Below are 15153 nucleotides of genomic sequence, written 5' to 3' on the forward strand. Positions count from 1 at the left end.
TTTATTTTTCCTTTAAGCGTTTTAAAATTATGTTTGCTGTTCGATCCTTAGTTATAAGTAAAAGGCCTGCACCAAGCCCTGCAAAAATAATAAAAGAAATAAAAAGCGGAACACCCTGTCCGATAAGTTTTCCAAATGAAGCAAATGGAGAATAAATCTTATTCTTTAAAAAATAAAGGGGAATTGAGGCTGCAATCGAAAAAACGAATATTTTTGCAATAAATAAAAGAGCCGGAAAGATGAGGTTTTTTACATCCAGGGCTTTGTTCCTTTTTAAAAATATTAAGAGAATGATTGTGTTTATAAATGAAGCTATGGTCAAAGCAAGAGCTATGCCGTTTCCTCCCATGGGGCCTGCCAAAATTAAGGCTAGGAGGATATTAACTGCAAAGCAGATTATTCCTGCGATTGTAGGTGACTTTGAATCGCTTTGGGCATAAAAGGCAGGAGCTATAATCCTGTTTACAGCAATTGCAAAAAGTCCGATTATATGAAAGTTAAAAATTCCCAATGTTAATTTTACCGAAGCGGAATCGAATTTATTGCTCTTGTAAATGAGAATGATTAAATTTTCTCCCGACAAAAGAGAGAAAAAGGTTGCGGGTATTGTAATCAAAGCTATTACCTTTATAGCTTGTAAGAGTACCTTTTGAAAGGCCTCCCAATCTTTACGCAAGGCAAGAGCCGACATTTCGGGGAGGATTACGGTTCCTACTGAAACGGCAAAGATGCCTAATAAAAGTTCTTGTAAGCGTAAAGAGTATTGTAAGCTCGAAGCTATTCCAAGGCCTGCCGAGGTTGCAAGCGAGGTAGAAACCAAATCGTTTATCTGATAGGCTGCCATGCCTATTATGGTCGGACCGATAAGGGCAAGGACCTTTTTTGTTCCCGGGTTTGAAAAAGTTTTTGCAAGACTTGTGAGCTTAAAACTAAAACCCGTATTTAGAACAAAGGGCAGCTGAAAAACCGCCTGCACAAGGCCTCCTGCAACAACGCCGTATGACATTGCGACGGCGGGATCGCCAAAAGGTTTTGCAAAAATGTATGTAGAAGAAATGACGATTATGTTGAATAAAATAGGCGTAATGCCTGAAGGGGTAAAAATCTTTACTCCGTTTAAAATACCTTGAAAAAAGGCGGCAAGCGAAATTAAAAATAAATACGGAAACATTATCCGCGTTAAAAAAACGGTAGAATCATAGTCTGCAATGTTTTTAAAAAAAAGTTTTACTATCAGCGGAGAAAGTATTATGCCCAATGTAACTACAATGGCTGTAGAAAAGCTTACAAGAGTAAAAATAGAATTTAAAAATTCGTTTATTTCTTTTTTTGTTTTTTCGGATTCTTGCGAGTCTTTGTGCTTTTGCAGATAGGCATTAAAGGTCGGAATAAAGGCAACGGTTATGCTGTTTTCAGCAAAGAGCCTTCTAAAAAGATTGGGAAGCATAAAGGCTGTGGCAAAGGCGTCCGCCAATGGCCCTGTCCCTAAAAAATGAGACATAGTCATCTGGCGGACAAGACCTAAAATCCTTGACCCCAAAACCAAAAGAGAAAGTTTTGACCCGCTTTTTACGAGAGATTTATTTTTATTTTCAACCTTGCCCATAACAATCAAGGATTATACAGGCTTAGCGTTTATAATGCAAGAGCTTTACATTCTCTTTATTTGTTTTCTGTCTTTTTGTGTTTGATACGGGTTTTAAGCCATCCAACTACTGAAGCAGCTGCATAACCTATCGTATAATTTATGAATATATCTCTATACGCTGAGCTTGCCAGAGGCTCCCTAAGTCCTGTTATCCAAATATATCCGAACACAAGCAAGAGTGTTGGAATATATACGACGGCAGCCTTGAGCCAGTAATTTTTCAGCTTTAAATTTTTAATCAATGTGTATGCAAGAGTGATGATAAATACAATGATTGCTCTGTCCAATTCATGCCAATTTCCGTTAGGGTCTTCGTAAGTTCCATTCAAAAGGTATAGCACGCTATTAAAAATGGTTGCAATTGTGTATAGTGCCGAGTAAAGAAAAACCGCTTGCTTTAACCAATTATTCCATATAGATTTCATAATTTTACCTCCATAAAATTCCAATTTGTTTTAAATCACTACATATTCGATAGTATTATACTTTAAATTTAGAAACCTCATTGGATAAATTTTCAATGCTCGCCTTATTCTTTTGGGTTATTGCATTTACTTCCTGAACTGCTTTGTTTATCTGAACAGCACCTGCTGCCATTTCGTTCATATTGTCGGTTATCATACGGGTTAAATTATCAAGTTTCAGCATTTCTTCTGCGACCCCCTCTCCGCCTTTTAGCATCTCTTCGGAACCGGCTTGCACTTCTACCGTTACCGTATTGATATTTTTAATTGCTCCAAGTACTTCGCGGCTGCCATTCTCCTGTTCTCGCATTGCTTCGGTAAGGCGGTCACTCATCGATTTTACTTGTTCGGATAAATTAAAAATCGTACTGAATTTATCTTCAACGGTTTTAGAAGAAACAGAAAGAGATTCTATTTCACTTGATAAGGTTTTAAGCGTAGACGTTATCGTCTTGCCTTGAGTTGCCGAGTCTTCAGCGAGCTTTCTGATTTCATCGGCGACGACAGCAAAACCTTTGCCTGCTTCGCCTGCGTGGGCAGCTTCTATTGCGGCATTCATTGCAAGCAAATTGGTTTGGCTTGCAATATGTTGAATAACGCTTGAGGCTTCCATGAGCGAGCCGGACTCTTCTGCAATTTTCTGTGTTACGCTGTTTGAGGTTATAATCGTTTCTTTTCCGTCTTCAGTTGCCGATGCAAGATTTTTAACAACATCATAGGTTTTTTCAAGTGTTTGAGTAATGGATGCGATGTTGGCAACCATTTCTTCAATTGAAGCTGAAGACTGGGCTACGCTTGCTGCCTGATTTTCGATACTGTTATTCAGCTGTTTTATAGTGCGTACAATTTGTTCAATTGTAGCTGCAGTTTCTGTTACGCTTGCAGCTTGCGTAAGGGTTTGGCTTTTAACCCCTTCAATATTTGCACTGATTTCATTTATAGCACTTGCCGTTTGAGTCATATTGGAAGCAAGTTCTTCTCCTATGGCTTCCATTGAAACCGAATTCTCGCCGACATTTTTGATTGCGGCGCCTATTTTTTCAATTGTTTGATTGAAGTATTCGGACAAATCGGTGATTTCATCATTTCCGGTAACGGGAAGGCGAACAGTTAAGTCTCCTTCTCCCTGTGCAATATCTTTTAACGCTATAACCGTTTTTTGAATAGGTTGGAGCATATAATGTGCAACGGCATATATAACGGCAAGTGTAATAATCAAAATTATAATACCTAAGATTCTTATACTCATCCTCAAATCGTCTACGGTTTTTGTGAATTCTCTGACCGGTGCTTTAATAATGACCGTCCATCCGGTAATTTTGATCGTTGCATACGAAGCGATATTTGAAATATCGTCATAATCATAATAGCCGACCTCACTGGCATCAGTATCAAGGGCATGCTGCAAAAATGCCGCCAGGGAAGCAAGGTTTTTATTATTCTTACCTTCTTCAATCATATTTTTCCGGTTGGTTACTGCATCAAAATTTTTATGTGCTATGGTGGTACCCTTTAAGCCGAGTATATAGCATTCGCCTGTTTTACCGACTACGATATCGTCAATTTCATCAGAGAGGAGCTTAGCCGGAACTGCTGCATTAAGCACACCGATTATGGCATTATCGTCATCATAAATCGGAACTGCAAAGATGATTTGCATATTGTTTGTTATGCTTGAAATTGCCGGTTCGGTAATAAAGTTTTTACCCTGCGATGCAGATTTGAACCATTCTCTGTCCCTTACGGACATACGAAGCCCGGTTCCATCATATCGGTTACCCTGCATATCACAGATACCGAAATAGTCTATCTTCTTGTTACGTTCGGCTTCTTTTATAAGAAGTTCCGCTTTTTCGGTTAAAGTCATCGAATTGTCGCGTAAAAACGGCATGCGGGCCAAACCTTCAATAAATTGAACGACGGAAGATACTCTTCCATCGATGACTTCCGCTATGTCGGTCGCTTTATCGGTTAGATGTGTTTCTACTTTTTCAAGCACAGCTTTACGTGCATTTCTTATCGTAATTAGAGCTGCAGTTATAAGGGCAGCTGCAATTAAAAAGCCGAAAATTAAAACCAGTTTTTTTCGCAGTGAAAACCGCTTTTTACCCGTTTTCGCAATCTGATTTTTCTCATTATTCCACTTAGAGAAAATACCGCCGTTCTTTGTCATTTTAAGACTCCTTGTTATAGGAAACCTCGAAAAACGAAAAGTTTTTCGAGGTTTCCCTTAATTTATTTACGACGTTTTTTAGATTTACATTTCAGCCGCTTTTAATATACTTATTTTAGCGCATTTAGTCCACTGTTTTTTTTATGATTCTCCTTATACTTTAAATTTAGAAACCTCATTGGATAAATTTTCAATACTTGCTTTATTTTTCTGCGTAATATCGCTTACTTCTGCAATGGCAGCAGTAATTTGATCGGCTCCTGAAGCTATTTCGTTCATACTGTCGGTTGTTTCGAGCGTTATCTCGGCAAGCTTTTGCATTTCCTGCTCAATTTGGGAGCCGCCTGCAAGCATTTCGGCGGAACCTGCCTTAATTTCACTTGTTACGTCATTTATTCTTTTAATGGCATCAAGTACATGTTTTCCGTTTTCTTCTTGTTCGCTCATAACTTCCAAAATAGAATCTTCTTTTTCGGAGATTTGACTGACCAGCTCATATACATCGATAAAGGTCTTTTCCGCTCGAGAGCCGGCTTCGGTAATGTTACGAATAATTTCTGTGGTCTCTTTTATAACCGCCGCAATTTGCTTTCCTTGCAAATTAGAGCCTTCTGCAAGTTTTCTAATCTCGTCGGCGACAACCGCAAAACCTTTACCGGATTCCCCTGCGTGGGCTGCTTCTATTGCGGCATTCATTGCCAAAAGATTGGTCTGGCTTGCAATATTTTGAATGATTTGGCTCGCTTCAAGAAGAGACTCGGACTTTTCGGCGATTTGCTTTACAATCTCATTTGCAGTTCTTGCCCCGTCTTTGCCTTCCTTGGTTTGCCCGTAGACTGTTTTGATAAGTTCGTTATTTTCATTAAGCGTTTTTCCGATTTGAACGGTATTTTCTGCCATGTGCGTAATGACTGCAGAAGATTCGTTGATGCTTTCGGCCTGCATTTCAATACTTGAAACGAGCCTGCTAAGCCGCCCATTGATTTGTTCCACCGTTGCAACGGTTTCGGTAACGCCGGCAGCCTGAGACATAGCTTTTTCTTTTACGCCTTTAACGTTTTCACCTATCTGTTTAATTGCCGCTGCCGTTTCTTCCATAACTGCTGGACAGTCTTGAACCGATGGTGTTCATTTTGTCGGATTCTTCTTTTAAAGTGACTATCATAGTATGACTATGTTCGATTGCAGCATTTAGATTCATCATAATACGCCCGATTTCGTTATTCTTTTTTACTGCAACCCTATCGGTAAGGTCTCCTTCGGCAATTTTGCCGAAAACGGTTTCGAGCCGCTTAAAATAGCGTTTAAGAGTACCTGTAAAAATAAAAGCCAATGTAAAATACAGGACGAACATAAAAAGACCGATAAGAATCATATTTTTTAAAAGCGTATAAAAAAGTGAAAGTATTTCGTTTTGTTCAATTAAAAGTGCTACTTTCCAATCAAGTTCGGGAAGTGAAAAGACCGAGACCTTCCACCTATTTCCGTCAAGCATAATAAAAGCCGACCCCTCTTTCATTTTGTCTATTTCGGCAAAGGCGGGAACACCGGTTTCTTTTAAGGTTTTTAGGTTGTAGTCTTGATGTTTCGGATCGGCTAAAATCAACCCGTCGTTTTGCATAAGCATACAATAGCCCGACTTGCCGATACGGATGCTGGCGATGCGTGAAGCCAAATCCGTAAGGTTTAAGTCAAGACCGATACAGCCTAAAAAAGCTCCATCGGGATTCTTTATCGTCCGAGCCAATGTTACGACGGGGTTGCCGTCTGTCGATATATATACCGGCGTTATTATGACCTTTCCGTTTGCTTCCGCCGCATCCTTATACCAAGTTCTGGTACGCGGGTCATATCCATGCTCCTCTTCTTCAGTCCATGAACTGACGGCTCCGCCCCATTTCGTACCCAGATATATTTCTTTAAATTCTTCATAATTTTTTTCAATACGAACGAAGAGTGCGGTTATATCCTGTTCCGTTTTGCCGTTATGAGTATATACAATGTCTTTTCTTTCGCCTGTATAGTTATACAGCGTTTCATCGGCATTTTTGACGGCGGGGTTCTCAGCAAGCATAGTAACGGCATTTTTTCCGTTCCGGATAAAAAGGGTTATGGATCTTTCAATATTGGAAAATTGCTGTGCAGTAAATTCATCAAATTGGGTAATGTTCTTTTTATATAGCTGAAAGCCCACAACCGCACAAATAACGGCTACGATTGAAATAATTGTTACTGTAATCGCCCGTAAAAGGCGAGCCGTGATAGATGCAGCTTTTTTTCTTACAACACTGTCCTTAGTTTTTTGGAACGAAGGTAATGTAACTTTTTCTTTCATTTTGTCAAATCCTTTTTTCTATTATTTTTTTCTATTATATAGAATACGTTAATTATATCAAGACTTTTATTTTTCTGCAAGCCTCTTAAAGCGGGTTGATATTGAATTTAAGTCAATAGGGGAGGAAAAGAATTATTATGATAATATCAGCCGCCGCATTACATCTATGAATAATCTATAAAATATTCATTGACGTAAAATAAATATTTTGCTATACTAGCAATGAATAAAAGATAGAATATTCATTGCGATATAAAATAAAAACCTACTGGGGAGCGGAGGATGGCAAAAGCATTTACCGAGCAAGAAAGAATCAAAATAAAAGAAAAGATATTGGAAGCGGCGCTTGATCTATTTCACGATAAGGGGACGAAGGCGCTGAGTATAGCTGAATTGACGAAGCGGGCGGGTATTGCGCAGGGAAGCTTTTATAATTTTTGGAAAGATAAAGAGGCTTTGATTATGGAACTCATTGCATATCGATCAAGCCAAAAATTAAATTATATTGAAAAGAAGTTTTCAAATTCTCTCTCCGATCCGGCGGAATTTCTTACTGACATAATATACCGATATTCGGTTGATCTTATGGAAAAAATTCAAAAGCAGCCCATGTATGAAGATGCTTTTAAAATACTTGAAGCAAAAAAACTGAATGAAGTTCATAGAATTGAAATTCTGTATGATGGCTTTTTAACGAGGCTCATAGAATATTGGGAGCAGAACGATTCGATTAAGCGGGCAGATAAAAAAGGCTTATTGAATGCGTTTAGTGGAAGTTTTTTATTATGTTCTCATTATTATCAGTTTGATAAAGAGTATTTTAATGAAATGCTGATGACATTTATATCCGGAATAGTAAATAAGTATATAGAAAAATAAGGGCATAGTTTTGAAAATTTTAAGCATGGAGGAGCAAAAATGATACTTGATTTTGCACAAATACATAAGGATGACATATTAAGGGCCGGCGGCAAGGGTGCTAACCTTGGAGAGATGACTGCTGCGGGAATAAATGTGCCGAAAGGATTTGTCATTACCGCAGAGGCCTATCGGGAATTTTTAAAAGAGAACAAAATAGACGAAATCATCTCACGCACTCTCGTAGAAAAGCAAACGGATGAACAGGCATTGCTATCTGCAGCCGGAGAATTTCGGAAAAAAATCATAGCAGGACATTTTCCCGCTCAATTGGAAAAAGAGATAAGAGAGAAATACGCTGAACTCGGAGAATCGGCGAGAGTTGCGGTGCGCTCATCGGCAACGGCGGAAGATTTACCCGATGCAAGCTTTGCAGGTCAGCAGGAAACTTATTTAAATGTGCAAGGCATAGAGGATGTATTGATTTACATATGTCATTGCTACGCTTCACTGTGGGGTGACAGGGCGGTAAGTTATCGTTTTAATCAGGGATATAATCAAAATACTGTTGCGATTGCAGTTGTCATTCAAGAAATGGTAGAAAGTGAAAAAGCCGGTGTTTTGTTTACGCTTAATCCGGTAACGCAAAACAAAGATGAAATGCAAATCAATGCAAGTTACGGATTGGGTGAGAGTGTTGTAAGCGGACGCGTAACGGCGGATAATTACATTGTAAACAAGTCGGGTGATATTATTGAAATAAATATCGGAAGTAAAGAAACACAAATCGTCTATGGCGATAAGAATACAAAAGAAGAATCGGTAAGCGAAGCAAAAAGAACAGCGCGGGCATTGAATGATACCGAGATTGCCGGTCTTGTAAAAGCCGGATTAAAAATAGAAAAGCATTACGGTATGCCGATGGATATTGAATGGGCAATACGAAAGAACGAAATATATATTTTACAGGCACGCGCAATAACAACCTTAAAAAACAATGATGATAAAAAACTTATTCAAAAATATATTCAAAGCAAGCCATTAACAAAAAGTACAAAAGAAAATATGGCATTTCTGCTTGAAAAGATGCCTTTTGCATATCGGGTGCTGGACTTTGATTATATGATGGCGATTAACGACCAAAAAGCAAGGATATTCGCGGAAGGCGGTCTTGTTTTTAATTCAAATCCTGCAATTGATGACGACGGTATTCAAACGATTTTTAATGTCAAAAAAAGGTTATCGTTGAATATTTTTCATATCTTTAAAATAATACGTATGCTTAAAAACTTCGACTATTGTTCGGAAAAGTGTAAAAAATTTATGGCGCATTATGAAAAAGAGATAGAGCGGATAAAAACCTTAGACTTTCAAAATATGAGCTTGGCGGAATGCAGTAGATTCATGGAACAAAGTTATGAGCTTATTCAACAGCTTGCTTATGACAGATTTAAATACGCCTTGTTCCCGTCTTTTTTTATGAGTAAAAAATTCACAAAAATAATTAAACGAGTAGATAAAAATTATTCTGCATTTGATTTTTATTGGGAACTCAATAATAAAACAGCCGTCATTGCAAACGATATTTCACGCATAGCCGATGAGATAAAGAAAAATGCAGCTCTAACCGAAGCCGTACTATCCGGAGAAAAATTCAAAACCCTGTGTGCCGGCTTTCCCGAATTTAAACGGCTCGCAGATGATTTTATAAAACACAACGGTTTTAAATCGGATTACAATTGCTATTGTATTGAAGCAAAAACATTTATCGAAGATTTCGACAGGCTTGTCAATATTATACGCCCGCTATTAAGTGCCGACGTTCAGGATTCTTATAATGAAAAAGATAAAAAATACTCAAGTTTAATGCGGAACTTACAGCGTCTTTATGGAAACAAATATCCTCGTATAGAAAAGGACATACAGCACTTTCGGTATTTTCATGTTGTCCGCGAAGAATCACAATATTTGTGGGAAGCTGTCTTTTATTATGTCAGGCAATGTGTAAGACGGATAAATATTCTTTTATTAAACAGTGAAGATTATAAACACGGAATTGTAAATCTTTTTCATCGTGAATTAATGGAAGTGCTTAAAACGGGACGGCTAACCGATGTCTATAAAGAAAAGATAAGAATACGGAATGAAAAATTTCCGCTTGCAGAAAAAGTTTGGGAAGCTTCAAAATTACTTGTGTTTGATTCAAGAGGCGATGTGCTGAAAGGAGTAAGCGGAAGTCAGGGGACTGTTGTAGGAAAGGCGTGCCTTATCTGCAAGCCTGAGGAATTTTATAAAATGCAAAAAGGCGATGTACTTGTGTGTCATCTTACGGATCCCGAATGGACTCCGCTTTTTAAACTTGCAAGTGCTGTCGTCGCAGATACCGGTTCCGCGTTAAGTCATGCTGCGATTGTCGCTCGGGAATTTAATATACCGGCAGTATTGGGTGTAGGTTTTGCCACCGCAAAATTTAAAGACGGCGATTTTATAAAAGTTGACGGAAACAAAGGCGAAGTGCGGAACTGTTGAGATGGATTCAAAAGAGCTGAGACGGTTTAACATTTTAACAAAACCGATTTTTCCGCTGTTAGTTAAAACTTCAATTCCGACAATAATCGGAATGTTGATCAGCGTTATATATAATTTGACCGATACTTTTTTTGTCGGCCGCTTAAATAACAGAGCGATGATTGCGGCAATCGGTATTGTGTTTAGTTTTGTCAGCATTATTCAGGCAATCGGTTTTTGGTTCGGCTACGGCAGCGGTAATGCAATGTCAAAAAAAATCGGAGAACAAGACTATGCGGAAGCGGAAACCATTTCGTCGATAGGAATTGTTCTTGCAATTATAACCGGTATTGTGATCGCAATCGGAGCAAGTGTTTTTATTCTACCTCTTTCAAAATTCATCGGCGGAAGTGCATCTCAAGATGTTCTCACATTTACCGTTCAGTATTTAAGGATTATTATCATCAGCATTCCGTTCAGTTTATATGCACTAACGGTTTATAATCAGCTGCGCCTTTGCGGAAATGTACGCGACGGAATGATCGGGCTTCTTTCGGGAATGCTCAGCAATATGGCGCTTGATCCCGTATTGATGTTTGTTTTTAAGCAGGGATTTATCGGCGCAGGCTATGCAACGCTTATCGGTCAGATTATCGGATGTGTTGTGTTGACGCTCTTAGCAAAAAGGCACGAGAGTATTTCGTTCAATCTAAAAAAAGTTCAATACAGTAAAGAACGTATGTATCATATTCTTGCAGGCGGTATGCCCAATTTTTCGCGGCAGGCAATTACCTCCGCCGCATTGGTTTTACTTAATGTTAAAGCGGCACAATACGGAGAAAGCATGATAGCGGCTTTAACGGTAAGTTCAAGAGTTGCCGCTTTGGCCTATATGATTATGATCGGCTGGGGGCAAGGCTTTCAACCGATTTGTGCAATGAATTACGGTGCCAAACAATACTCAAGAGTAAAAAAAGCTTTTATTATTACGGTTTTAATCGGAACAATTTTTTTAACGGCCGCCTCAATAATCTTATTTCTCTTTGCCGAAAAATGTATCGGAGTTATGTCTAAGGATGATGAGGTAATTTTTGCCGGAATTAAGATACTGAGAATGCAATGCTTTTCACTGCCGCTTTTAAGCTTTTTTGCCGTGAGCAGTATGTTCATGCAGAACATCGGTCATTATTTTTCATCCCTCCTCATATCGATTTCACGACAAGGATTTTTTTATTTACCTCTTTTATATATTCTGCCCGCCCTATACGGAAAGACCGGCATTTACCTGCTGCAGCCTTTCTCCGATGTTTTGTCGTTTTTGTTTGCCCTTGCGGTAGTGTATAAGTGGTACTCGTCCGGGGCGTTCAATTCATCTTTAAATGCAGGATGAACAAAACCTTTAAATGCAGAGTAATCGTAATAAACGAAATTCTCGGTAAAAAGTAGTTTGGGTTAATTCATCTCGGTAAAAGCTTCTTTAAGCCGTTTTGCGCTTGCTTCCAATGCTGCCTGTTCATCAGCGGGAAGATCGCTTTCTATAACCCGTTCCGCACCGCTGCGTCCGACAATGCAGGGAACGCTCAAGCATACGTCTTTAAGTCCGAACTCTCCGTCCAGCGTCATCGAAACGGACAAAATGCTGTGCTCGTTGCGCAAAATGGCGCCGGCTATTCTAGTCAGGGCTAAGCCGACGGCAAAATAAGTAGAACCTTTGTAGTCGATAATGTGGTAAGCGGAATTCCGTACTTCTTCCAGAATTTTCGCTTTATTGAAGTGCAGACCTGAGCTGCACACACCGCCTGAACAATATTCGTCGATGCGCCGTCCTGCAATGGATGTCATCGACCAAGCTGCAAATTCGCTGTCACCGTGTTCGCCCAAAATATAACCGTGAATGTTGCGCGCATCGACACCGCACTCTTTGCTAAGAGTGTAGCGGAAACGTGCAGTGTCCAAAACGGTACCGGAACCGATAACTCTTCCGCGCTCCCATCCGGAAGCCTTGAGCGCTGCCCGCGTTAAAATATCGACGGGATTGCTCACAATCAGCATAACGCCGCTGCAGCCGCTTTCCGCGATGTCCTTTGCAATGCCGGTGATAATGGACGCATTGCGTTTTAGCAAATCTATGCGAGTTTCTCCGCTCTGTTGTTTTGCTCCCGCCGTAACCACAACGATGTCGCTGTCGGCATAATCGGCTTTATCGCCTGCGTGTATGTCGACTTGCGGCAAAAAAGGCAGCCCCTGCACAAGGTCGAGAGCTTGTCCTTCGGCAAAATTTTTATTCATATCGGTTATTGCTATTTCGTCCGCATAACCGCTTTGAGCCAATGCGTAGGCAAAGGTTGAACCGACCGCACCTGCTCCCACAACGGTAACTTTGCGTTTCTTTTCATCCATAGGATTACCTCCTTTTAAAAAATACTGAAATGCATATGTTTAGGCAAGGGAATTGCGCAGAAGAATTCACTAACCTTAACAATGGCAAGAAGAACAAAATAAGGCAAAATTATCGCAAAAAGATTGTTATGAAAGGCGGAGAAAGTAAACCGGCTTTTACACTAGACAATTTATAAAAAAACTACTAAAATAATTATGGGTGTTAAAAAAATAGTTTTTTATAAGTGCCCTATATTTTTATATAAAGGGAGTGCGCATATGAAAATCGGATTCGGGAGCGATCATTCGGGAGTCGCATTAAAACATATTTTAATGGAACACGTTCGCAATAAAGGATACGAATGCGTTGATTACGGTGCGGCGGATTCCAAGGTTCCGGCAAACTATGCCGAATTCGGCTTAAAGGTTGCCGAAGCGATTAAATCGCGCGAAGTTGAAAAGGGTGTGATGGTGTGCGGATCGGGCGTCGGCATTTCTCTTGCCGCAAACAAGGTTCCTGGAGTGAGGGCTGCGGCGTGCAGCGAACCGTGTACGGCAAAGCTCGCCGTCGAACACAGCGACATAAACGCTGTCGCCATGGGCGTATGCATCGTCGGACCCGAAGAAGCAAAAATGATTGTCGACGCCTTTCTCGATGCCCGATTTGAAGGCGGCGTTTACACGGAACGGGTCGACACCCTTTCCGCTATAGAAAGAAAATACGGTAATTAAACGCGGCGGGCGAATCGGCGGCTTTTGCGGGCTCTATCGCAATACGGCTTTTTCTATTTCCGCAGCCAAAATCTTTGCCGATGCCGAAACAAATAAGTCTCATTCCACGCTGATTATTGTTCGCTTGCCGTCTCGTTCGGTGCACCAGCCACAGACTACCGCGCAGACGGTGCTGTCGGGTGCAGCGTTGCCGAAGTACTGCGTCCGTTTGAACTGACAGCGAAATACTGCAATGCAGACTATCGCCCGCCGTTTACCTTTCATACGATAGACAGCAACGCGGGATATAGCGAAGCTGCACGGCAAGAGGTAGAGCGGAGCGCAAGGGACTATTTAGCTTGGTTGGATGCGCTGCAACAAACATGAGGCATAATCGACATAAAGCATTCCTCATAGTGATAAAGAAAAGTATGATGCAGAAGCTCTAAATTATCGGCGTAGGAGAAAAAATGTTTTTATTAAAATTGATGGAAAGCGGCAGAGAACACCTCATCGGAGCGTTTGATTCCGAAGCCAACATAAAAGCTTTTTTGGAAAAAATTCCGGGCTTTGAAGTGTATTCCGACGATGAGTATGGTGTTTTAGGCAAATTGCATGTTGCAGCCTTAGGCGGCCTCGTTGAAATAGCTTATGGAAAGAAAAAATTTCCATTATCGAGGTTTTCGTTTGTCGATGACGAAGCCGAAGCTATTGCGATTGAGGTTGAAGCTTTTGATGACGGGAAAGCAAACACCGTTGAAGGATGCACTCTCGTCGATGCCTACTTAATCGGAAACAACGAACTTAAAACTTATATCGAAAAGCGCGAGAGAAACTTTTTGCGTGTGAAAGCCGTGTTGGAAAAAAAAGGCTTTTCCGTCTTTCGCGAGTATCACGGCTCCGAAGACGGCGAAGCGGTTACATATCGGGATGCAAACGGTCAGTACCGGTTTTTAATGCACATGGATCCGGGCTTTGTCGATGACCTCCCCGAAGACGATGCCGAGTTGGAATTATATATCAGCAAAAACGAGAATATATAGAACTCTTTAAACTTATTGAGCGCAGTTGATGAGATTAACCGTTTGCTAAAACTATAAAATTACTTTGTTTGTAAAATACAAATTATAGGAGTTCGCCCTAAGCTGTCGATTGTTAGAGAAAATTTTTACCTACCCTGAGACCTTTTCTCGCCGATTATACTTTGTACAAATTTTACCGCATCTTCCGCTGCTTTTTGCATCATGTCTCCGTAAAAGACATGCTTTGCCCCGTCAAGCTTTATGAGCTTTGCGTTTGGGAATGTCTTAACCGCCCGTTCCGAATATGACAGCGGTACAAGCGAGTCGGCTGTTCCGTGAATGATGAGCGTTTTGCCTGAATACCGGGGCATCAATGTATAAATATCAAAGGACAGTACATCCTCATTATAAATGCGCCCTATGGTTTTTCCCAGCAGCTTCATTGTGTCGGGAATCCGTTCCGGATCGGGAGTGCGCCGCCGAACGTAATCATGCAACACAAAAGCTGGATATAATAAAACCAAGCCCGCTACATCGGCAGGACGCAGTGCGGCAATATAGGTTGAAACAAATCCGCCTTGGCTTTCTCCTAATAAAAAGATTTGTTCAGGCTTAAAACGCGAGTCGGCTTTTAAGTTATCGAGAATGACCGTCAAATCTTCGGCCTCGGTAAGCACCGACATTTCCGTCATTTTTCCGTCACTTTTGATATGATTGCCGCCGCCGATAAAGTCGAAAATGTATGCAGCAATACCCTGTTCCGCAAAAGCCGCTGCATAGCCTTTAACACCGCCGTGGTTTCCGCCGAATCCGTGTGAAAGGATGACTAATGGCACAGGCGATACGCTATTGGGAAGAAAAAGCTTTCCGTATATTTTCATGCCGTTTCTCTGAAAGCTTTGTTCTTCGACTTTAAATGCGGGCGCCGCCTTTGTTTGTGCGGCGGCGATTGTTCCAATAAATAAAATAACTGCCGATAAGAGCATGATTTTTTTCATATTTTATCCTCCGTTTCAATTTTAACAATATTGTCACACTTTTTCAACTATCTGTTT

General features: G+C 40.5%; 10 protein-coding genes and 2 pseudogenes. 6 read left to right on the forward strand and 6 right to left on the reverse strand.

Annotated elements, in window-relative coordinates; genetic code table 11:
• Position 1 precedes the first annotated feature (1 nt).
• The 4 genes and pseudogenes from murJ to E4N80_RS12995 all read right to left on the reverse strand — a co-directional run bounded on the left by murJ (position 2) and on the right by E4N80_RS12995 (position 6620).
• On the reverse strand, positions 2-1606 hold the full coding sequence (gene murJ, locus E4N80_RS10995; protein WP_253699245.1) for a murein biosynthesis integral membrane protein MurJ: 1605 nt from the start codon (positions 1604-1606) through the stop codon (positions 2-4).
• 56 nt (positions 1607-1662) lie between these two features.
• On the reverse strand, positions 1663-2073 hold the full coding sequence (locus tag E4N80_RS11000; protein WP_253699246.1) for a DUF6608 family protein: 411 nt from the start codon (positions 2071-2073) through the stop codon (positions 1663-1665).
• A gap of 55 nt (positions 2074-2128) precedes the next feature.
• Complete coding sequence (locus E4N80_RS11005) at positions 2129-4285, reverse strand: methyl-accepting chemotaxis protein (protein WP_253699247.1); 2157 nt, start codon at positions 4283-4285, stop codon at positions 2129-2131.
• Positions 4286-4438: 153 nt separating this feature from the next.
• Positions 4439-6620, reverse strand: a pseudogene (locus E4N80_RS12995) (methyl-accepting chemotaxis protein).
• Positions 6621-6902: 282 nt separating this feature from the next.
• Here E4N80_RS12995 and E4N80_RS11020 point away from each other — a divergent pair.
• The 3 genes from E4N80_RS11020 to E4N80_RS11030 are packed head-to-tail and all read left to right on the forward strand — an operon-like array spanning position 6903 to position 11376.
• A complete protein-coding gene (locus tag E4N80_RS11020) occupies positions 6903-7499 on the forward strand; it encodes a TetR/AcrR family transcriptional regulator (RefSeq protein ID WP_253699250.1) in 597 nt (198 codons plus the stop codon).
• 39 nt (positions 7500-7538) lie between these two features.
• The gene (locus E4N80_RS11025; RefSeq protein ID WP_253699251.1) at positions 7539-10007 is read left to right on the forward strand and encodes a PEP/pyruvate-binding domain-containing protein; all 2469 of its coding nucleotides are present in this window, start codon (positions 7539-7541) and stop codon (positions 10005-10007) included.
• A gap of 1 nt (position 10008) precedes the next feature.
• Positions 10009-11376, forward strand: a complete 1368-nt coding sequence (locus E4N80_RS11030) for an MATE family efflux transporter (RefSeq protein WP_253701060.1) — start codon at positions 10009-10011, stop codon at positions 11374-11376.
• A gap of 62 nt (positions 11377-11438) precedes the next feature.
• Here the strand turns inward: E4N80_RS11030 and E4N80_RS11035 are convergent, their stop codons facing one another.
• Positions 11439-12386: an L-lactate dehydrogenase gene (locus E4N80_RS11035; RefSeq protein WP_253699252.1), complete on the reverse strand. Its 948-nt coding sequence runs from the start codon at positions 12384-12386 to the stop codon at positions 11439-11441.
• A gap of 258 nt (positions 12387-12644) precedes the next feature.
• Here E4N80_RS11035 and E4N80_RS11040 point away from each other — a divergent pair, with 258 nt between their 5' ends.
• The 3 genes and pseudogenes from E4N80_RS11040 to E4N80_RS11050 all read left to right on the forward strand — a co-directional run bounded on the left by E4N80_RS11040 (position 12645) and on the right by E4N80_RS11050 (position 14119).
• A complete protein-coding gene (locus E4N80_RS11040; protein ID WP_253701061.1) occupies positions 12645-13097 on the forward strand; it encodes an RpiB/LacA/LacB family sugar-phosphate isomerase in 453 nt (150 codons plus the stop codon).
• A gap of 120 nt (positions 13098-13217) precedes the next feature.
• Positions 13218-13463, forward strand: a pseudogene (locus E4N80_RS11045) (NAD(P)H-dependent oxidoreductase); the annotation flags it as partial.
• Positions 13464-13546: 83 nt separating this feature from the next.
• Complete coding sequence (locus E4N80_RS11050) at positions 13547-14119, forward strand: hypothetical protein (protein WP_253699253.1); 573 nt, start codon at positions 13547-13549, stop codon at positions 14117-14119.
• Between the two features lie 125 nt (positions 14120-14244).
• Here the strand turns inward: E4N80_RS11050 and E4N80_RS11055 are convergent, their stop codons facing one another.
• On the reverse strand, positions 14245-15096 hold the full coding sequence (locus E4N80_RS11055) for an alpha/beta hydrolase (RefSeq protein WP_253699254.1): 852 nt from the start codon (positions 15094-15096) through the stop codon (positions 14245-14247).
• Positions 15097-15153: the final 57 nt, after the last annotated feature.

This window comes from Treponema denticola, from assembly GCF_024181605.1.
GTDB classification, from domain to species: domain Bacteria; phylum Spirochaetota; class Spirochaetia; order Treponematales; family Treponemataceae; genus Treponema_B; species Treponema_B denticola_B.